We start from the raw sequence: 20,694 nt of genomic DNA, 5'->3' as shown, positions 1-20,694 counted from the left end.
CGCACGAGATTACCGCTCTACTGGCCTCTTCCACCGTTCAGGCCTTCGGCAGCGCGCCGCCGCCTACTATGCCCTCGGCTGACTTCTGCACTGCGGTCAGGCCGCCTTGCGACGGCCTCAGTCCCGTTGCCGGGACACAGCACAGACCTCCCGAGGTAAGACCGACCGCCTTCACCGCACCCCCGCCGGATTTACCACCCCGGTCCTTGATGACTGTCGACTTCGCGATCAGTTGCTCGCTCGTCCGGCCGGGTAGGCCTCGTTATCCGGTGCTTGTCCATCGGGCCGCGGCTTTGCTCCACGCTGTCTTCAGACCCCACCTCACGATGACGCCCTTGCGCTTCGCTAATCCTTCGCCGCCATCAGGCTGGATAGAGGACTTCCACCTCCAAGCTGTCGTTCATACTCGGCACACAACACTAAGGGCCCGTGCGATGCACGGGCCCTTTTCATGTATGCCTCACGCTTGACCTTACGACGCCGCGAGCGATTCCTCGACCAGCTTGACCCAGTACGACGTGCCGTAAACGATCGCCTCGTCGTCGAAATTGTAGGCGGGGTGATGCAGGCCGGCGCTGTCGCCGTTGCCGCAGAAGATGAAGGCGCCGGGGCGCGCTTCCAGCATATAGGCGAAATCCTCGCCGCCCATCAGCGGCGACATCTCGTGCACGTTGGCCTCGCCCGCGACCTGCCCGGCGATGCGACGCGCAATTTCGGTCTCCGCGGCGTGGTTGTTCACCACGGGATAATTGCGCTTGTAGTGCAGATCGATCTTGGCACCGGTGATCTGCGCCACGCCCGCGACAACCTCGTGCACGCGCTTCTCGACCAGCTTGCGCACCTCCGGCGACAGCGTGCGAATGGTGCCCCTCAATGTCGCGGTTTGCGGAATGACGTTGCGGGCGTTGCCGGCGTGAAACTCACAGATCGAGATCACGGCCGATTCCAGCGGATCGACGCTGCGCGCGACGATCGACTGCAACGCGGTGATCACCTGCGCGCCGACCAGAACGGAATCGACGCATTTGTGCGGCCGCGCGGCATGGCCGCCGAGGCCCTCGATCATGATATCGACCTCGTCGGTCGCCGCCATGATCGGACCCGGCCGGATCGCGAACGAGCCGATCGGAATGCCCGGGCCATTGTGCATGCCGTAGACCTGCTCGATGCCGAAGCGCTCCATCATTCCGTCCTTGACCATGGCCAGGCCGCCGGCGCCGCCTTCCTCGGCCGGCTGGAAGATCACCACCGCATCACCGGCAAAATTGCGGGTCTCGGCGAGATAGCGCGCAGCACCGAGCAGCATCGCGGTGTGGCCGTCATGGCCGCAGGCATGCATCTTGCCGGGAGTCTTCGAAGCGTAAGGCAGGTTGGTCTGTTCCTCGACCGGCAGCGCGTCCATGTCGGCGCGCAGGCCGATGGTCTTGAGGCCCTCGCCGGCCGGCTTGCTGCCCTTGATCACACCGACCACGCCGGTCTGTCCGACGCCGGTCACGACCTCATCGCAGCCGAATTCGCGCAGGCGATCCGCGACGAATGCTGCGGTGCGGTGGACGTCATACAGCAACTCGGGATGCTCGTGGATGTCCCGGCGCCAGGCCTGAATATCGGGTTGAAGGTCGGCGACGCGGTTCACGATGGGCATGGAGGGTCTCAAGCTTTGTTGAAAATACAGGACTGTCTACCATGCAAGCACCAGTCCACCCAACTGCCGGGGATCGGGGTCTAGCCTGTCTGTTCGGCATGGCCGGGCTTGTCCCGATCCGCCGCGTCTGCGTATTAGGATGGAACGTTAAGTGACCATCCGGGTGGAAGCAGAATGCCAAGGCGGCTCGAAGGTGAATTTGACTATATCGTCGTTGGGGCCGGCACGGCGGGCTGCATCGTTGCCAACCGGCTGTCGGCCGTGCCAGGCAATCGCGTCCTCATCCTCGAAGCCGGCGGCGACGACAACTGGATCTGGTTCCACATTCCGGTCGGCTATCTCTTCGCGATCGGCAATCCACGCTCGGACTGGATGTTCAAGACCGAGGCCGAGCCCGGCCTGAACGGCCGCGCGCTCGCCTATCCCCGCGGCAAGGTGATCGGCGGCTCCTCGGCGATCAACGCCATGATCTCGATGCGCGGACAGGCCGCCGATTACGATCACTGGCGCCAGCTCGGCATGACCGGCTGGGGTTATGACGACGTACTGCCGCTGTTCAGGCGGCTCGAGGATCATTTCCTCGGCGCGAGCGAGCACCACGGCGCCGGCGGCGGCTGGCGCATCGAGGCGCCGCGGCTATCGTGGGACGTTCTCGACGCCGTCGGCGACGCCGCCGAGGAGATGGGCATCAAGCGCATTCCCGATTTCAACACCGGCGACAACGAAGGCACCAGCTATTTCCACGTCAACCAGAAGCGCGGCCGGCGCTGGTCGTCGGCACGCGGCTTCCTCAAGCCGGCGCTGAACCGCCCGAACTTGCGGCTCGAGAAGCACGTGCTGGTCGATCGTCTGATCATCGAGCAGGGCCGCGCCGTCGGCGTGCGCTTCGTCCAGAACGGCGAGATCATCGAGGCGCGTGCGAAACGCGAGGTGATCCTTTCGGCCGGCGCGATCGGCTCAGTGCAGGTGCTGCATCGCTCCGGCATCGGGCCCGCCGACTGGCTGGCCCCGCTCGGCATCGACATCGTGATGGACAAGCCCGGCATCGGTCGCAATCTCCAGGATCATCTCCAGCAGCGCGCGATCTACAAGGTCGAGGGCGTGCGCACGCTGAACGAGACCTATTACAATCTGGTCCGTCGCGGCCTGATGGGCCTCGACTACGCCTTCCGCCGCCGCGGCCCGCTGACCATGGCGCCATCGCAGCTCGGCATCTTCACACGCTCCGATGCGACGCGCGCGCGCGCCAACATCCAGTTCCATGTGCAGCCGCTGTCGCTCGACAAATTCGGCGATCCGCTGCACCGCTTCCCCGCGATCACGGTGAGCGCCTGCAATCTGCAGCCGACCTCGCGCGGCACCGTACGTCTCCGTGCGGCGGCGCCGGACGAGAAGCCGATCATCGCGCCGAATTATCTGTCAACGGACGACGACCGCCGGGTCGGCGCCGACGCCATCCGCACCACCCGCCGCCTCATGCAGCAGAGGGCGCTCGCCAAAATACCGCCCGAGCGAATATCTGCCCGGCCCCTCCGTCGGCGACGACGATGCCTCGCTTGCAAAGGCCGCCGGCGACATCGGCACCACCATCTTCCATCCCGTCGGCACGGCGAAGATGGGCGCGGTGAATGACCCGATGGCGGTGGTGGACGAGCGCCTGCGCTTTTACGGCCTCGAAGGCTTACGCATCGTCGACGCCTCGATCATGCCGACCATCACGTCGGGGAATACCAACACGCCGACCGCGATGATCGCCGAGAAGGGCGCGACGATGATCCTGGAAGATGGCAAGTAGCGCCCTACCATGATTCAAGCGCACCGCTTTTCGATCGGCCCCGCTGATGCGCAGATCGCCATGCTGCGATGGGGCGAGAGCGGAAGGACGCCTGCGCTTCTGCTTCACGGCACCGGCTTCGTCGCCGACGTCTGGGACGAGGTCGCACGCGATCTCGCCGCGACCTACACGGTCTATGCGCTTGACCGCCGTGGCCATGGCGCGAGCCACAAGCCCGGGGCCTATCATTTTCTGGACTATGCCGAAGATGTCTGCCGGGTGATCGATGCGCTCGGGCTGCGCAACGTCTACGGGATCGGCCACAGCGCAGGTGCGACCGATCTTCTGCTCGCGGCGAAACTCTTGCCCGGACGTTTCGCACGCCTGTTCGTGATGGAGCCAACTGTAATGGATCCGCGCGCTGCGCGCTCCGGAGAATTGAGCGAAGACTCCTTGTCCCGCGTGCAGGGAACACTGCGCCGACGTGCCGAGTTCAACAGTGCCGACGCCGTATTCGAGCGCTACCGCGCCGCGCCGACGTTTGCGGACTGGACCGAGACTTCGCTTCGGGCCTATGTGCGCCATGGCTTCGCGCCGCTGGCGAACGGCCGGGTGCAGCTCTGCTGCACGCCCGAGATCGAATCGGCGATCCTGCGTCCGATCTACCAGGCGATGGAGCAGGTCTACGTCGGCGATGCGCGCGGCAATCCGTTTACCTCGCTCTCCGCGATCGACTGCCGGGTGCGGGTCACGACCGCCGCGAAGTCGGGACCGATCTACAAGGAGATGGCCTCGCGCGCCGTGTCGCTGATTCCGCGCGTCAGCACGCTGACGTTCGACGGTGCAGGGCATTGTGTGGCGCAGGAAGCGCCGGCGATCGTGGTGAAGGCCGTGCGCGAATTCGCGACATAGCGTCGTGCCTCGATCGAAACCAACTCACGAAATCGTCATCTCATCCGGGAATAAACCCACCCCTCCCCCAATCACCTCCCCGAAGCCCAATTCCGGGCGAGAGGAGACACGCGATGAGCGGACACGATCACGGGGACGACGGCTTAAGCCGCCGCAAGGTGCTCGAATGCATGACCTGGGCCGGCACCGGAGTGCTCTGGACCATCACGGGCGGCGTGCCGCGCTCGCTCGGCATCATTGATTCCGCGCAAGCCGCGACCGCGGCCGCGCCCGGCATGACCTTCCTCCAGATCAGCGACAGCCATGTCGGCTTCGACAAGCCGGCCAATCCCAACGCGCTCGGCACGCTGGAGGAAGCCATCAACAAGATCAACGCGATGCCGATCAAGCCGTCCTTCATGATCCATACCGGCGACATTACTCATTTGTCGAAGGCCGCCGAATTCGACAACGCCGATCGCATCATCTCGCAGAGCAAGCTGGACGTGCACTACGTGCCCGGCGAGCATGACTTTCTCGACGAGGAGGTAAAGTTCTATCGCGAGCGCTACGGCCGCGGCACCAAGGGCGCGGGCTGGTATTCGTTCGACGCCGGCGGCGTGCACTTCATCGGCCTCGTCAACGTCGTCGATCTCAAGGCCGGCGGCCTCGGCAATCTCGGCGCCGATCAGCTCGCCTGGCTCGAGGACGACCTGCGCGGCAAGTCGAAATCGACGCCGATCGTGCTGTTTGCCCACATCCCGCTCTGGACCGTCTATCCGGAATGGGGCTGGGGCACCGAGGACGGCGGCCGCGCGCTGGAATACGTCAAGGGTTTCGGTTCCGTCACCGTGCTGAACGGCCACATCCATCAAGTGATGCAGAAGGTCGAGGGCAACGTCACCTTCCACACCGCGCGCTCGACTGCGTTCCCGCAGCCGGCGCCGGGGGCAGCTCCGTCACCCGGACCGATGAAGGTCGAGAACGCAAAACTGCGCGCCATGCTCGGCGTTGCCAGCGTCAACTTCAAGCAGAACGAACAGCGGCTCGCGATCATCGACACGCCGCTCCAAGGTTGAGCAGAGCTGAACGGAAGCTGACAATGAAGACACTCAATCGCCGCGACTTCGCTGTCGACCTCGGTCTCGCTTTGGCCGCGGCTATCCTCTTGCCCGCAACAACCGCTCGTGCCGACGACATGGAAGTGCATATCGACAATTTCGTTTTCCAGCCGGCCGAGCTCAAGATCAAGGTCGGCACCACGGTGACCTGGTTCAACCGGGACGACATCCCCCACACCGTGGTGTCGGCCGGCAAGTTCAGGTCCAAGACCCTGGACACCGACGACAAGTTCTCCTTCACCTTCACCAACGCGGGCGACTACAAATATTTTTGTTCGTTGCACCCGCACATGACGGGGATGATCAAGGTTGAGTAACATCTCGAACCAAGGCATCAACGTCTTGCCCGGCCGGTGGTCCCACGCCGGCCGGGCTCGTGTGCCCTCGGTCACACACGCCGACCAAACGAATGTGGACGAAACGAAGCAACGCGCAGAACAAGAGGCAAAGCGAGGAGCGATGCCCGCCAACGACGATTTGCAGAAGGCACAGCGCTTCCGCGAGGCCGCGCTGCCTCATCTCGACGACGTCTACACACTCGCACGCTATCTGCTGCGCGACGCCTCCGATGCCGAGGACGCGGTGCAGGAGTGCTATCTGCGCGCGCTGAAGCATTTCGACAGCTATCGCGGGCCGGCGATGAAGCCCTGGCTGTTTGCGATCCTGCGTAACGTCTGCAACGCCGAATATGGACGGCGCGCGCACAGGCACAGCGCGATCGAGGATACGCCCGGCGCCGCCGAGCAGACGCCGATCTGGCAAGAGACCAAGGCGAGCCCGGAGACGGAAGTGCTGCGCAGCCGCGACGCCGGCGCGATCCGCAAGCTGATCGACGCCCTCGCCGAACCGTTCAAGGAAACCTTCGTGCTGCGCGAGATCAGCAACCTGTCCTATCGTGAAATCGCCGAGGCCGTCGGCGCACCCGTCGGCACCGTGATGTCCCGCCTCGCACGCGCCCGCGCCATGCTGCGCGCGGCCTGGATGGCGGAAGAGGAGCACTCGAAATGAACTGCGACGAAGCAAAAATGCTGCTTCACGCGCTGCTCGACAACGAGCTCGATGCGGGCCATGCACGCGAGGTCGAAGCCCATATCGCAAGCTGCCCGGCCTGCGCCGCCGAGCTTGCCTCACAACGGGAAATGCAGCGCGTGCTCGCCGACACCAATTTGCGCTACACCGCGCCGACGAGTTTGCGCACCCGGATCGAGGCTTCGCTGCCGCAGCCGCAGCGCCAACAACCGAGCCGCCGCTCCGTGCTGCGCGGCTTTGCAATGGGTTCGGCGGTCTCTGCGCTCGCCGCCTCCGGTGTCGTCGCCGTGGTGCTGCGCCAGGACGACCAGCAGCGCATCCTGTCGGAGGTCGTCTCCGCGCATCTGCGCTCGCTCCAGGCCGGCCACCTCATCGACGTGGTCTCGACCGACCAGCACACCGTGAAGCCGTGGTTCAACGGCAAGCTCGACGTCGCCCCGCCCGTGATCGACCTCACCGCGCAGGGTTTTACGCTGGTCGGCGGCAGGCTCGATTATATCGACGCACGTGCCATCGGCGCGGTCGTCTACAAGCGCCGGCAGCACGTGATCAACCTGTTCGTATCGCAGACCACGAGCACCGAACACCGGCCGCCGAAGACCCAGACCATGCAGGGCTTCAACTGTCGCCGCTGGGGCGAGCGGGGCCTGAATTTCTGGGCCGTCAGCGATATCGGCGCCGACGAGCTCGCCGAGTTCGTCGACAAGTTCGAGGCGGCGATGAAGGCGAATGTGGAGGGGTAACCCTGGACTCGTATCAGAATTTGATACAAATCCCTTGCGCATGTATCAACCAATGATACATTGCCTGAGTGATCAGGACGTTTCGGGATAAAACGACTGAGGCGGTCTTTAACGGCGAAAGCCCCAAACGCTTTCCGGCCGACCTGGTGAAGGTTGCTCGCCGGAAATTGCGCTATCTTCACGCTGCGGGCGAACTCAGCGACTTGAGGGCACCACCCGGAAACCGCCTTGAGGCCCTCACGGGCGATCGCAAGGGACAGCACTCGATCAGGATCAACGACCAGTTCCGAGTGTGCTTCGTGTGGACATCACAAGGTCCCGTTCAGGTCGAGATCGTGGATTATCACTATGAGAATGCGACGATGGCCAAGAAACTCAAGCCCATGCATCCTGGTGAGGTTCTGCGGGAAGAATTCCTGAGCCCGCTGGACATGTCGGCAGGCGCGCTCGCCAAGACATGCGGCCTGCCGCGTACGCGTATTGAGCGGATTGCGAGTGAGCAGACCGGAATCACCGCTGACACCGCGCTTCGGCTTGCCAAAGCGCTCGGCACGACCGCTGAGCTATGGCTCAATCTCCAGAACGATTACGATATTCAGATCGCCAAACGCGATCTCGGCAAGGCTCTCGACCGCATCGAGACTGTGAACAAGCCCAAGGCGGCCTGAGGGATCAGGTTACGCCGACCGCCTCACCGCGTTGTCCACCAGCGTCTTGCCGAGCGACCAGATCGCGCCGGGGACCTTGTGGCTACCGGCAATGACGTCGTCGAAGGCGCGCTCGATCCAGCCGCAATCTTCCTCGGTGATGGTGAGCGGCGGCAGCAGCTTGATAGTGTGGCTGCCGTGGCCGGCGACCTGGGTCAGGATCTTGTGATCTTTGAAGAGCGGCACGGTGATGAGCTGGCAGAACAGGCCCTTGTTGGCGGCCTCCAGCACGTTCCACGAGGCTCGCAGCCGCAGCGATTTCGGCGGACCGAACTCGATGCCGATCATCAAGCCCTTGCCGCGCACTTCCTTCAACAGCTCGTAGCCGGGCACCATGCGCGTGAGCGCAAGGCGCAGCTCGGCACCGCGCTTGGCGGCGGACTCGATCAGCTTCTCGGACTCCATGACGTCGAGCGTGGCGATGCCGGCTGCCATCGCCAGGTCGTTCTTGGAGAAGGTGGAGCCGTGCACCACCGCGCGGTCCATCTGGTTGAAGATCTTGTCGAAGATGCTCTTGCGCGTCAGCACCGCGCCGACCGGCACGTGGCCGCCGGACAGCGACTTCGACAGCAGCACCATGTCGGGCTCGACGTTCCAGTGCTCGACCGCGAGGAAGCGGCCGGTGCGGCCCATGCCGGTCTGGATCTCGTCGGCGACGAACAGCGTGCCGTATTTCTTGCAGAGCGCAGCCGCACCCGGCAGGAACTCGTCGGTGGGCATGTTGACGCCCTTGCCCTGGATCGGCTCGACGACGAAGGCCGCCACCTCTCGCGAGGCCAGCGCCTTTTCGAGCGCGGCGAGATCGTTGAACGGGATTGAGGTGCAACCCGGCAGCAGCGGCTCGAAGCCGGTGCGGAAGTTCGAATCACCCGTCAATGACAGCGCGCCATAGGTCAGGCCGTGATAGGCATGGGCGCAATAGATGATGCCGGGCCGGCCGGTGGCGCCGCGAGCGAACTTGATCGCGGCTTCGACGCATTCGGCGCCGGAATTGGCGAAGAACGCCTTGTCGAGATAGGGCACGTACTTCAAAAGCCGCTCGGCGAGCACGCCGGCGAGCACCGAGACGTCGAACTGGACGAGGTTGGGCAGGTCGGCATCGAGCACGCTCTTGAGCGCCTCGCGCATGACGGGATGATTGCGCCCGATCGCAAACACGCCAAAGCCGGACAAAAGGTCGAGATAGCGCGCGCCGTCTCGGTCGTAGAGGTACTGCCCCTGCCCCTTCTGGAAGCCGACATCATAGCCGATGGTCTTGAGCACCCGAACGAACTGCTCGTTCATATGCCGATTATGCAGGGCGCTGCGCTGGGCCTGACGGTCCGCGAATAGCTGAGACATGTCTGGATTTGGGCTGTGCATCCGTTACATACTTCGGTTGAGGGCCGTCTCGTCAACTGAAAACGGACCGTTGCCGAAAACGGTCTGTGCGGCCTTTTGCCCTTTTTCGGACCATCTTCGCAAGCACAGCTTTAGACCATGTTGCACTGCCAAGGAACTATCATGCGTTTAGCCCTTTACACCGGACTAATACTGACTGGCGGTTTCACCTGCCTGACCCCGGCGCTCGCCGCCGATCCGACCGGCGACTGGCGGGTTGCCGACGCCGTGGCCAACATTCGTGTCGCCCAATGCAATGGCAGCATGTGGGGCGCGGTTTCCTGGGAAAAAGAGCCCGGCGGCCGCGATGAATACAATCCCGACGCGTCGAAAAAGACCAGGCCCACGCTGGGCATGGCAACCCTGATCGACATGAAGAAAAAGCCCGGCGCCGATCAGTGGGAGGGTCAGGTCTACAACGCCAAGGACGGCCAGCTCTACAGCGCGACCATCACGCCGGTTGGCACCGACCAGCTCGAGATCAAGGGCTGCGTGATGGGCTTCCTCTGCGGTGGCGAAACCTGGACCCGCGTTGGCCCGCCTATTCCCTTGAGCACCGCCAATGCCATGGCCAAGGGCACGCCGAAGTCCACCGGCGCGGCGCCGAAGGCCCCGGGAACGACGGGCGCTACAGCGGCGCAGCCTGCGCCGGCAGCCCCCAAGGCCGCCGGCACTGCCAAACCGGGTCCGAAGGGCGCCGCCGACCCGGTCGGCGACATCTGCCTACTCCCTGAGATTGCGGGGTTTGCCCATTAGCGCTGGCTGAAACAGCAGCACGGCGGCGAGCGTCGTCACCAGCGACAGCGCGAGCAGCTTGCCCATGCTGGACGTTCCCGGATGGCTCGACAGCCACAGGCTGCCGAATGCCGTCGCCGTCGTCATCGCGCTGAAAAAGATCGCACGCGTCAGGCTGGTCTGGAGCAGGTTTGTCCTGCCCGAGCGCCAGGCCACGACATAGTAGATCTTGAAGGCCACGCCGACGCCGAGCAGCAGCGGGAACGCGACGATATTGGCGAAGTTGAGCGGCAAGCCGATCAGCACGCAGATCTCGAGCGTTACCGCGCCGGCAACCAGGAGCGGCACCAAGGTCATCAGCACGTCGACGAACCGGCGCAGCGTGATCCACAGCAACAGGCCGATCACCAGCAGCGCATAGATTCCGGCATGGATGAACGCCTTCACCACGGTGTCGCCGGATTTCAGGATCGAGACCGGGCCACCGATCGCGGTCGGCTCGGCAACGAGCACGGCCGCCGCAAATTTGCGCAGCGTGTCGTTGTCGTTGGGATCGCCTTTGGGCAGCGCCTCGACGCGGATGATGCCGTCTTTGCTCTTCCAAGCGCTGATGAGGGTCGGGTGGTAATGACTTCAGGGTGACCGGCTCGGCCTGCATCGCGTTCCGGAGCTGGTCGAACACGATCTTCATCGGCGCGACGAACACGTCCTGCGCCTTGTTCCGCGTGGCCTCGTCGCCGTTGGCGAGCTTTTCGAGCGCGTCCGCAAGCCGGCGCGAGGCGACCGCACCCGGGCCCTTCGCATCGCCTGCGGTCCGGCGCAGATTGTCGACCGAGGATTTCAGCGCATCGACGTTCTCCTTGTCCGTCGGCGCCGCGTCGATCTGGTCAGGATTGAGCGCGGGGTTCAGCACCTTGGCGCCCTGTGCAAGCAGCTTCAGCTTCGGCGGCTGGTCCTCAGGGACGAAGCTGTTGAGGGACATCACCCGCAGCACTTCGGGCACCTTCTCCAGCTTCGCCTCCACCTGCTTTGCCTGCTCCTCCGACGTGGTCATCACGTTGATGGCATTGGCGCCGGTGTTGGGATCCTTGCGCAAATCGAGGAAGGTCGCGATCGATTCGGCCTTCGGATTGCGCAGGTTCATCGGGTTGAAGTCGAACTTCATGAAGTAGAGCAGCGGCAGGCCGGCGACCGCGAGAAAGATCGTACCACCGACGACCAGCACCCGGTGCTTCTCCAAGAAGTGATCGAGCGGCGCCAGGAAGGCGTAGCCGACCGGCTCCTTCTCGCCGGGCGGATTCAACAGCTTCAGCATCGCCGGGAGTACGGTGATGCTGGTGAGGAACGCGACCAGCATGCCGACGCCGGCGATCTGGCCGAGCTCCGATATGCCCTTGTAGTCGGTCGGCATGAAGCAGAGGAAGCCGGCCGCGGTTGCCATCGCCGCCAGCGACAGCGGTATCGCCGAGCGCTTCGCGGCCAATACCAGCGCACCCGAAAGGTCGTTATGCTTATAGCGCTCGGAGCGATAGCGGACGCTGTACTGAATGCCGAAATCGACGCCGAGGCCGACGAACAGCACGGCGAACGCGATCGACAGCAAATTGAGCGAGCCTCACCATCATCAGACCGGCGGCGGTTGTCAGCGCAAGACCGACAAAGAGATTGACGAACACCGCGAAGATGATCTTCGCCGAATGCAGCGCCAGCCACAGAATGAGCAGCACGACCAGAACCGTGCCGATGCCGTTGACGACAGCGCCTTCCTGGACGGTTGCATATTCCTCGTTGGCGATCGGGACCGGACCGGTCAGCCGCACGCGCGCCTGGTATTTGGTCGCAAACTCCAGATCGGCTGCGGCCTTGCGGATCGCGTCGGTGGCGCCCTTGCCGGGCTCCAGCGCGTTGTAGTCGAGGATCGGCTTGAACTCGATGAAGGCGCGCTTGTCCGAATCCGTCAGCGGCTCGTCACTGACGAGCTCTCGCCAGGAGAAGCTCGCACTGCCCTTGTTGAGCACGGTCTCAACCGTTTGTGCGATCTGGTTGAAGGGCCGTTCGGTGTTGTCGAGCTTCACTTGCCCGCGCTTGACGCCGGCCAGACCCGTCTCGAGCGCGCCGGTCAGGCCGCGGATCGAGGGATCGCCCGCCATGATCTCGATCAGGGGCGCGGCGGATTCGAACTGGCCGGTGACCTTGGCGACCTCCTCGGTCGGCAGGAACAACAGGCCGTTCTTCTCGAAGAACTCGCCAGTGCCGAGCTGTTGCATCGACTGGAAGTCGGTTTTGTCGTCCTTCAGCTTGGCATAGAGCGCGTCCGACGCCGCAGTCGCCATCTCCGGCGTTTTGGCTTCGACCACCGCCGTGATCGTCGCATCGCGGTCGAAAGCGCGATCGAATTGCTGGTCGCGTTGGCGCCAGTCCAGATTTTGGGCAATCAGCGAATTGATGTCGGTGTTGATGGCGAAGTGATGGACCGTGTAGTAGCCCGCCCCCACCGCCAGCAGGAGCCCGAGAACGACGACGATGGGGGCAAACCGGGTGCAGGCCCTGACGATGGCAACGACTACGCTTTGCAGCACTTCTTTTCTTTCTGCGTTAACAGCTTCCCGGAAACGCCCGCTGTTTATCGGAGTTCCCGGGCGAAACCTATTGCTGTTTTGAGTGGCTCTTCCCGCCAGAAGGTTCGAGCTGAACGGCGGGAAGCCGCGGCAAAATCATGCGGGGCGGTCGGTATAGCCGAGGAGTTGAGGCGGGAAAGTGACCGAGGGCCGCGCACAAATGTCGCCGTTTTGCCGGCCGGAACGTTCTCTACTATAGTACCGCAAATGGATCCTGCAGGGGAACCAAAGTTCATGGGCCCCTTTCCTTGCTGCCGATTTTTTGACACAAAGTATTGCGCTTCCATGTGTACCCGCGTGGGCGACGGCTGCGTGCCGAAACCGATGGTGCGGATATTGCAGCTCATTGGTATCCCGGTGCTCCGGGGACTCAAGATGCGGATCGGTGCAACTTGCGTGATGGAGTCCAATGGAAGTTTATCTGGTGCAATCGCACGGTTTTTGCGCGCGGGCTTAGTGGGTGCAATGGGGAGATTGAAGAACAAAGCCGCAACCACGGTGTCCAAGGGCATTACCGGGGCACTTCAGGCCCGCTTTACAGATATTCAAGGCCCGGACATCCGGGATATCTGCTATGCGACACAGAACCACCAATCTGCGGTAAGGAACTGGAGCAAGCTGGTCGACGTGATCTTGGTGGTGGGCGCTGCCAATAGCTCGAACCGGCTCCGCGAAATCGGCACTGAGGCCGGCGTCGCGAGTTATCTGATTGCCGACGGCAGCGCGCTCAATCCGGAGTGGTTGAAAGATGCCAGAACCGTCGGCGCCACGGCCGGCGCTTCGGCGTCCGAGGTACTCGTGGATGACGTGATCGAAGCGATGCGGCGGATCGGACCGGTACAGGTCTCGGTGCTGCCGGGCCGCGAGGAGAACATCGAATTCCGGCTTCCGGCCCAACTGGCTGCGAGCTGACCCACCCGAATTTCAAGCCCAGAAAGAAACTCGTAATGGCTATCCCCTTCTTCAAGGAAATGCGTATCGGCGGCTATTTGATCAAGCAGAAACTGCTCGGCCGCAAGCGCTATCCGCTCGTGCTGATGCTGGAGCCGCTGTTTCGCTGCAACCTCGCCTGCGTCGGCTGCGGCAAGATCGATTATCCGGACGCGATCCTCAACCGCCGCATGAGCGCGCAGGAGTGCTGGGACGCAGCCGATGAATGCGGCGCGCCGATGGTCGCCATTCCCGGCGGCGAGCCGCTGATCCACAAGGAGATCGGCGAGATCGTGCGCGGCCTCGTCGCGCGCAAGAAGTTCGTCTCGCTCTGCACCAACGCGCTGCTGCTCGAGAAGAAGCTCGATCTGTTCGAGCCCTCGCCCTACCTGTTCTTCTCGGTGCATCTCGACGGCCTGAAGGAGCACCACGACAAGGCGGTGTCGCAGAAGGGCGTGTTCGATCGCGCCGTCTCCGCGATCAAGGCGGCCAAGGCCCGCGGCTTCACCGTCAACGTCAACGCCACCATCTTCGACGGCCATCCGGCCGAGGAGATTGCAAAATTCCTCGACCTCACCGTCGAGCTCGGTGTCGGCGTCTCGATGTCGCCGGGCTATGCCTATGAGCGTGCGCCCGACCAGGAGCACTTCCTCAACCGCACCAAGACCAAGAAGCTGTTCCGCGACGTCTTTGCGATGGGCAAGGGCAAGAAGTGGAATTTCATGCATTCCGGCCTGTTCCTCGACTTCCTCGCCGGCAACCAGGAATACGAGTGCACGCCGTGGGGCATGCCCGCGCGCAATATCTTCGGCTGGCAGAAGCCCTGCTATTTGCTCGGTGAAGGCTACGCGAAGACCTTCAAGGAGCTGATGGACACCACCGATTGGGAGACCTACGGCACCGGCAAGTACGAGAAGTGCGCCGACTGTATGGCCCATTGCGGCTACGAGCCGACGGCGGCGACCGCAGCCATCAGCCACCCGCTGAAGGCGATGTGGGTGTCGCTGCGCGGTGTCAGGACCACGGGTCCGATGGCGCCCGAGATCGACATGACCAAGCAGCGCCCTGCGCAGTACATCTTCTCGGCGGAAGTGCAGAAGCGCCTGTCGGAGCTTCGCAAGGACGAGGCTGCCGCCGCCCAGGAGAAGGCCGCACGGAAGGCTTCGACGGCGGCGTAAGCGCGCAAGTCGGCCTTGTAGCCCGATCAAAAAACAAAGGCCCGATCGCCAATGGCGACCGGGCCTTTTCTTTTGTGAGCTCTATGAACCCGCTCAGGCCGCCTCGGAAACCAACGCCTCGCTCTCGACGAGCTCGGTGCCGATCAGGAAGTCGCGGCAGCCGCGAAGCGAGCGCAGCGCGCGGTTGAAATCGATACCGGTCGAGACCAGTCCATGCAGCGCGGTCGGGTTGCGCGCGATGCCGCGCAGCACGGCCAGCACGTCGATCTGGCCGTTCGGCTTGATGGCGGCGCGGGCGAGCGCCGGCAGCGCGCGATGGGCGGGATCGCTGATGACGCGGACCGCGGCGAACGGCAAGCCGGCTTCGGCGGCGTAGGCGGCCGCGATGTGGCTTTCCATGTCGACGGCGGCCGCTCCCGTCTCCGAATGCAGCGCCGCCTTGCAGGACCGCCCCGTGACCACTTCCTCGGCACCGGCGAGGCTGCCGCGCACCACGCGGCGGCGTCCCGACGTCAGGCGGTCGATGAGGTCGTCGCCGAGCGACAGCCCGGCGGCCCAGCGGGTGTCGCCGGCGAGCACTTCGGTCGCCAGCACGACGTCGCCGGAGCGCAGCGTCGGGTCGAGGCCGCCGGCCACGCCAAAGGAGATCACGCCGCGAATCGTCTCAGGATCCAGCACCGTCAGCAGCGCCCGCAACTGGGTCGGGCTGCTCGACGAACAGATGACCGCCATTCCGGGCCCGGCCGCGATGCGGGCCTCCTGAACCAGTCCGGTCACGATCAATATCGGCCGCGGATCAATGGCATTGCCCGCGGTAAGGTAGTCCCCCGTCCCCAAAGTCACATTCCGACCCCTACCACCCTGCTGTTGGTGTCCCTCAAGTTCCGATACCGGGCCAGCGCCCACAGCGGGAAGAACTTCGGGTAACCATGGTACCGCAGATAGAACACGCGGGGGAAGCCTGTGGCGGTGTACCGCTGCTCGTCCCACAGTCCTTTTTTGTTCTGTGTTGTAATCAGGTACTCCACCCCGCGGGCGACGGCCGGGTGATCGACCTCGCCGGCAGCCATAAGGGCAAGCAAGGCCCATGCCGTTTGCGAGGCGGTCGAGGGGGCTGCCTCCCAGCCGGCGTAGTCCAGGCGGTAGCTGACGGCGTCCTCACCCCAGCCTCCGTCCTGGTTCTGGATCGAGGCCAGCCAGCCGGCCGCCTTGCGCATCATCGGGTCGTCGTGACGGACGCCAGCCATGTTGAGGGCGCACAGCACCGACCAGGTTCCGTAGATGAAGTTCATGCCCCAGCGGCCATACCAGGACCCTTCCGGGTGCTGGGTCTTGCGGAGGTAGGCGATCCCGTCGGCGACGTGCTTGCTGGTCTTCGCGGTCTCGCCGAGCTGGGTCAGCATCGAGATGCAGCGCGCGGTGACGTCCTCGGTCGGCGGATCGAGCAGCGCGCCATGGTCGGAGAACGGGATGTTGTTCAGATAATATTCGAGGTTGTTGACGTCGAAGGCAGCCCAGCCGCCGTCGTCACTCTGCATGCCCTCAATCCACTCCCGGGCACGGTCGATCGCGGAATCATAACCGGCCGCATTGTGCTCACGGCGCATGCGGTCCATCGACATCACGACCACCGCGGTGTCGTCGAGATCGGGATAATGGGCATTGTTGTACTGAAAGGCCCAGCCGCCCGGACGGACATTGGGCCGCTTCACCGCCCAGTCGCCCTTCACCGCGAGCTCCTGCTTCGGGATCAGCCAGTCGAGGCCCTGCTTAGCGGCAGGCACCGCCTTGTCACCGCCGGCTTCCAGCAGCGCGTGCGCGGTCAGCGTCGTGTCCCATACCGGTGAGACGCAGGGCTGGCAATAAGCCTCGTCGTCCTTGATCACGAGCAGCTTGTCGATGCCCCGGCGCGTGATCGCACGCGGCGGAAAATTCTCGTCCTTGCCGAGCGCGTCGTACATCATGACGATGTTGGCCATCGGCGGATAGATCGCGCCCATGCCGTCCTCGCCGTTGAGCCGATCCTCGGTGAAGGCGAGCGCCGCGTCGATGGCACGCTTGCGCAGGCTCTTGGGAAACATCGGCTCGACCACACGCAGGATGTGGTCGAGCGCGCGGAACAGCGCGAACCAGGCCAGGCTCTGGTGCGGCGCCTTGGCAGTCATGCCGATCGAGCGCGGATCCTGGAGGAACAGCTCGTCGATGCCGACAGCCTTCGGATTCCTCGCGCGCGGCTTGAGCGCTGCGAGCACCATCAACGGCACCATGGTGGTGCGGGCCCAGTAGGAGATCTTGTTGAGATGGAACGGCGACCAGAACGGCAGCAGCACGATTTCGATCGGCAGCACCGGCACGGCGCGCCAGGTCACGATGCCGTACATCGCAAGCAAGAAGCGCGTGAAGACATTGCTGTTGATCGCGCCGCCGCGGGCGTGGATCGCCTCGCGCGCACGCACCATGTGCGGGCTGTCAGTGGAATCGCCGATCATCTTCAGCGCGAAATACGCCTTTACGCTGGCACTCATGTCGAACTCGCCGTCATGCACCAGCGGCCAGCCGCCATGAGCCCCCTGAACGCGGCGAAGATAATTGGCGATCTTGGCCTCGAGCACGGCATCGACCGGCTCGGCAAGATAATGACGAAGCAGGACGTATTCGGCCGGAATGGTGCAATCGGCCTCGAGCTCGAACACCCAATGGCCGTCGGATTGCTGGAAGCCGAGGACGCCTTCGATGGCCGACGCAATGCTCGAGTCCAGGTTCCTGGATTCCAGGTTCCTGGAGTCCAAGTTCATAGATTCTCGGGCTTCGCGGTTGGTCGCGTTCACGGACTCCATCTCGCTCGATTGCTCCGTTAGTCGATTGAAATTGACCGAAATTGACCGGGGACAAATGCCCGTCAGGGCCGCCTGTCAGTATCCCTTGGCGGCCAGAACCAGATCGGCGGCGCGATCGCCGGATCGGACCGATCCCTCGATGGTTGCAGGCAATCCCGTAGCAGTCCAATCGCCTGCAAGAAACAGGTTTTTGAACGCAGTGACCGGCCCCGGGCGCAGGGCATTCTGCGCCGGCGTCGCCGCAAATGTGGCACGGCGCTCGCGCACGATCTGCCAGGGGGGCAGCTCGCCGGAAACGCCACCGGCCTTGCAGACATCGTTCCAGATCACCTGCGCGAGTTCCTCGCGCGGCATGTCGACCAAGCGGTCGCCGTTGCTGATGGTGACCGAAAGCCGGTTCGGGAACGCAAACAGCCACTCCACGACGCCGCCGATCACGCCGAGGATCGGAGCTGATCCCGCTGGCGGCTCAACGCGGAAATGCGCATTCACGATGGCGCGGAATTCGGTCGGCGTCTTCAGGCCGGGCAGCAGGTTGGAGGCGGCGCGCGGCGGCACCGCCATCACGACGACGTCGCCAGCGCCGATCTGGATCAGATCCTCGCCGCCGAAATTCAGCGCGCCGACCTTGCCGTCATTGTTCGCAAAGGAACGCAGTTCGTGGCCGAGTTGAACGGAGTGCCCGCGCTCGGTCAAGAATTTCACGGCGGGCTCGATCAGAACGTCACTGAGTCCGTCGCGCGCGATCAGGGGGCGACAGGCCTGCCCGCCGGCGAGCAGCGTCTCGCGCACGATCGCGCCGGCAAGCCCCGCCGAGCCTTCGGGAGGATCGACGTTGAGCGCTGCGAGCAGCAGCGGCTGCACCAGGCGCTGATAGAGCACGCCCTCGCAGGGAATGGATTTGCCCACCAGCGTCTCTTCAGACGCCCAGATCAGCGGCGCCAGCTTCAGATAATCGGTGAGCCCGGTGTCGGGAACGCGGCGACTCTCGTCGAGCACCCAGGTCGGCAGCCGACCGTCGCCGAGATCGATCTGCCAGCGCTGCCCGGTCGTGATATCGACGAAGGGAAACTGCGCGCGCTCCGGTCCGACCAGGCCCGCCTCGGTGCCGATCGATCGCGCATAGGCGCGCGCATGGCTGTTGCCCGACAGCAGCAGATGATTGCCATTGTCGATGGTGAGATTGGTGGCGCCGTCGAAATACGAACGGCAGCGGCCGCCGGCGTGGTGCGTCGCCTCGTGCACGGCGACCTTGAAGCCGGCATTGGCGAGCCGCACGGCGGCGGAGAGGCCGGAAATTCCGGCGCCGATGATGTGAGCTGTTTTTTGCATCAGATGAGAGCGTAACGGAGCAGGATCAAGATGCGCGTGACTTTCGACACACGCACCGGCTCTCGCGGCGCGTCGAAACCGCGCGCGATCAGGAGGTCCAGAATGGCATGGTAGTATTTCGACATCATCCGCGGCGCGCGCACCGCGCGGCGCCGGTTGCGGTTCATGATCTCGTCCGACTTCTCGAAATACACCTTGGCGCGCTGCGCCAGCGGCAGGCAGACCTTCGGCAGCGCACGCTCGAGGATCACGCGGTCCGGATCGTTGGAGGTGATGCCGGCATGCAGCAGCGCCTCGCGCGGCAAATAGAGCCGGCCGAGACCCGCGTCCTCGTCAATGTCGCGCAGGATATTGGTGAGCTGGAGCGCCCGGCCAAGATGATGGGCGAGTTCGACGCCGTCTTCTTCCGGCAGGCCGAACACCCGGACCGACAGCCGCCCCACGGCGCTCGCGACGCGATCGCAATAGAGATCCAGCGTCGCCATGTCGGGCGCGCGGATGTCCTGCGGCACGTCCATCTCCATGCCGTCGACGATGGCGAGGAAATCCTCGCGCTTGAGGCCGAAGTTCTTCACCGAGGCGACGTAGTCCTTCAGCCGCGGCGGCGGGTTGCCCTGGTAGAGCGCATCGATGTCGTTGCGCCACGCCTGAAGTGCGGCGAGCCGCTCGTCGCGCGGGCCATCGGAATCGGCGATGTCATCGACCTGACGGCAGAAGCTGTAGATCTGGAACATCGCTTCGCGCTGGTCGTGCGGCAGGATGCGCATCGCGGCGTAGAACGAACTGCCGGATGCGGTCGAGCCATAATTGGCGCCGGGCGAGGTCGCCTCAAGCGTCATGTGCAGTCCCCGGTCTGGAAATGGCCTTACGTCCGATCGCGCGGCGGCCGACTTCGCCGATCATGCCGGCGAGGCTGAAGGTGAGGAGCTCGAACTTGTTCAGGTGCACGCGCTCGCGCAGGGGATCGCGCACCTTCAACAGACGCACGATGCGGTCGGCATAGGCCTGGATCACCGAGACTTCGACGCCGAGGCGGAAGTCCCTGATCTCCGCGCTGAGCGACCTGCCCTCGTTGAGCAGCGCTTCGTTGCGCACGGCGAGCGCCTGAAGGCAGGCCAGCATCGCCGGCGGCGATTGCGTCAGCCCGAGCTGCTCGACCGAGGCGCCGCTTGCGGCCAGCGCATCGCGCGGCAGATAGACGCGGTTGAGCTCGCGGAAATCCTTGCCGCAATCCTGAAGGTGGTTGTTGATCTGCAGCGCCGCGCAGAGCGCATCCGACGCGGCCCAGGTCGACGTGCTCTCGCCATGAACGTCGAGCATGAAGCGGCCGACCGGCATTGCCGAGTAGCGGCAATAGTGGATGACCTCGTCCCAGTTCTCGTAGCGTAGCTTGGTCACGTCCATACGGAACGCGATGAGCACGTCGAGTGCGTGGCGCGGCGCCATGCCGCGTTCGGCCAGTGCGCGCCGCAAGCTGACGGCCTCGGCCTGGGTGTCGCCCGTGCCGAGCAATTCCGCCTCGAGCAAGTCGAGATAAGCGAGCTTCTCGTCGCCCGGCAGCGTGGCGTGGTCGGCAATGTCGTCGGCGGTGCGGACGAAATTGTAATACGCCAGGATCAAGGCGCGATGACGTGGATGAATGATCCAGGACGCGACGGGAAAATTCTCGTCGCGCTCACCCTTGCCGGATCGCAATTCGCTCGCAGAGGTCATCGAGGGCTGGTCTACAATCGTTTGGACAGGAAGGGCTTTTTCGCTCGCGCGGGCTCATGCC

General features: G+C 64.1%; 15 protein-coding genes and 4 pseudogenes. 11 read left to right on the top strand and 8 right to left on the bottom strand.

Translation table 11 applies throughout. The features are described 5' to 3' along the window. Nucleotides 1-472 precede the first annotated feature (472 nt). Entirely contained in the window at nt 473-1,645 is a 1,173-nt protein-coding gene (locus ACVWYI_RS14540) for a M20 aminoacylase family protein (RefSeq protein ID WP_354047067.1), read from the bottom strand. Nucleotides 1,646-1,819: 174 nt separating this feature from the next. On the opposite strand from ACVWYI_RS14540, the pseudogene ACVWYI_RS14535 reads away from it, so the two are divergent. The 8 genes and pseudogenes from ACVWYI_RS14535 (at nt 1,820) to ACVWYI_RS14500 (ending at nt 7,871) form a co-directional block, all read left to right on the top strand. Then, nucleotides 1,820-3,440 (top strand): annotated as a pseudogene (locus ACVWYI_RS14535) (GMC family oxidoreductase). A gap of 9 nt (nt 3,441-3,449) precedes the next feature. Beyond that, a complete protein-coding gene (locus ACVWYI_RS14530; protein WP_456662404.1) occupies nt 3,450-4,331 on the top strand; it encodes an alpha/beta fold hydrolase in 882 nt (293 codons plus the stop codon). 113 nt (nt 4,332-4,444) lie between these two features. Continuing rightward, on the top strand, nt 4,445-5,389 hold the full coding sequence (locus tag ACVWYI_RS14525) for a metallophosphoesterase family protein (RefSeq protein ID WP_456662403.1): 945 nt from the start codon (nt 4,445-4,447) through the stop codon (nt 5,387-5,389). A 23-nt stretch (nt 5,390-5,412) separates the two neighbouring features. Beyond that, nucleotides 5,413-5,748 carry a cupredoxin domain-containing protein gene (locus tag ACVWYI_RS14520; protein ID WP_456662402.1) on the top strand — a complete coding sequence of 112 codons (336 nt, stop codon included), beginning with the start codon at nt 5,413-5,415 and terminating at the stop codon, nt 5,746-5,748. Nucleotides 5,749-5,890: 142 nt separating this feature from the next. Next, on the top strand, nt 5,891-6,439 hold the full coding sequence (locus tag ACVWYI_RS14515; protein WP_456662401.1) for a sigma-70 family RNA polymerase sigma factor: 549 nt from the start codon (nt 5,891-5,893) through the stop codon (nt 6,437-6,439). Continuing rightward, the gene (locus tag ACVWYI_RS14510; protein ID WP_354107203.1) at nt 6,436-7,203 is read left to right on the top strand and encodes an anti-sigma factor family protein; all 768 of its coding nucleotides are present in this window, start codon (nt 6,436-6,438) and stop codon (nt 7,201-7,203) included. The genes ACVWYI_RS14515 and ACVWYI_RS14510 overlap by 4 nt, the downstream gene beginning before the upstream one ends. A 68-nt stretch (nt 7,204-7,271) precedes the next feature. Further along, nucleotides 7,272-7,550: pseudogene (locus ACVWYI_RS14505) on the top strand (type II toxin-antitoxin system RelE/ParE family toxin); the annotation flags it as partial. A gap of 15 nt (nt 7,551-7,565) precedes the next feature. Beyond that, nucleotides 7,566-7,871, top strand: a complete 306-nt coding sequence (locus ACVWYI_RS14500; protein ID WP_247349855.1) for a HigA family addiction module antitoxin — start codon at nt 7,566-7,568, stop codon at nt 7,869-7,871. A 9-nt stretch (nt 7,872-7,880) separates the two neighbouring features. Here the strand turns inward: ACVWYI_RS14500 and hpnO are convergent, their stop codons facing one another. Beyond that, complete coding sequence (gene hpnO, locus ACVWYI_RS14495) at nt 7,881-9,272, bottom strand: aminobacteriohopanetriol synthase HpnO (RefSeq protein ID WP_456662400.1); 1,392 nt, start codon at nt 9,270-9,272, stop codon at nt 7,881-7,883. Nucleotides 9,273-9,413: 141 nt separating this feature from the next. Between hpnO and ACVWYI_RS14490 the strand changes: the two genes are divergently transcribed. Beyond that, complete coding sequence (locus tag ACVWYI_RS14490) at nt 9,414-10,046, top strand: DUF2147 domain-containing protein (RefSeq protein ID WP_456662399.1); 633 nt, start codon at nt 9,414-9,416, stop codon at nt 10,044-10,046. Here the strand turns inward: ACVWYI_RS14490 and hpnN are convergent. After that, nucleotides 10,014-12,604: pseudogene (gene hpnN / locus ACVWYI_RS14485) on the bottom strand (hopanoid transporter HpnN). The gene ACVWYI_RS14490 and the pseudogene hpnN sit on opposite strands and share 33 nt — an antisense overlap. Before the next feature lie 540 nt (nt 12,605-13,144). On the opposite strand from hpnN, the pseudogene ACVWYI_RS14480 reads away from it, so the two are divergent. Together ACVWYI_RS14480 and hpnH are read left to right on the top strand one after the other, a co-directional pair. Next, nucleotides 13,145-13,555 (top strand): annotated as a pseudogene (locus ACVWYI_RS14480) (4-hydroxy-3-methylbut-2-enyl diphosphate reductase); the annotation flags it as partial. A gap of 35 nt (nt 13,556-13,590) precedes the next feature. Continuing rightward, complete coding sequence (hpnH, locus tag ACVWYI_RS14475; protein ID WP_456662398.1) at nt 13,591-14,751, top strand: adenosyl-hopene transferase HpnH; 1,161 nt, start codon at nt 13,591-13,593, stop codon at nt 14,749-14,751. 93 nt (nt 14,752-14,844) lie between these two features. Here the strand turns inward: hpnH and ACVWYI_RS14470 are convergent, their stop codons facing one another. From ACVWYI_RS14470 to hpnC, 5 genes are all read right to left on the bottom strand, one after another. Then, on the bottom strand, nt 14,845-15,594 hold the full coding sequence (locus ACVWYI_RS14470) for a phosphorylase (protein WP_247349850.1): 750 nt from the start codon (nt 15,592-15,594) through the stop codon (nt 14,845-14,847). Continuing rightward, entirely contained in the window at nt 15,591-17,588 is a 1,998-nt protein-coding gene (shc, locus tag ACVWYI_RS14465; protein WP_456662397.1) for a squalene--hopene cyclase, read from the bottom strand. Before shc ends, ACVWYI_RS14470 begins: the two co-directional genes overlap by 4 nt. Before the next feature lie 75 nt (nt 17,589-17,663). After that, the gene (hpnE, locus tag ACVWYI_RS14460) at nt 17,664-18,920 is read right to left on the bottom strand and encodes a hydroxysqualene dehydroxylase HpnE (protein WP_247447277.1); all 1,257 of its coding nucleotides are present in this window, start codon (nt 18,918-18,920) and stop codon (nt 17,664-17,666) included. Next, a complete protein-coding gene (gene hpnD / locus ACVWYI_RS14455; protein ID WP_247447278.1) occupies nt 18,920-19,759 on the bottom strand; it encodes a presqualene diphosphate synthase HpnD in 840 nt (279 codons plus the stop codon). Before hpnD ends, hpnE begins: the two co-directional genes overlap by 1 nt. Then, complete coding sequence (gene hpnC / locus ACVWYI_RS14450) at nt 19,749-20,633, bottom strand: squalene synthase HpnC (RefSeq protein WP_354047047.1); 885 nt, start codon at nt 20,631-20,633, stop codon at nt 19,749-19,751. Before hpnC ends, hpnD begins: the two co-directional genes overlap by 11 nt. Between the last annotated feature and the right edge of the window lie 61 nt (nt 20,634-20,694).

The organism is Bradyrhizobium sp. LB13.1, from assembly GCF_054056815.1.
The sequence above is the reverse complement of the archived record's forward strand: the minus strand, read 5'-3'. Positions and strand labels throughout refer to the sequence as shown.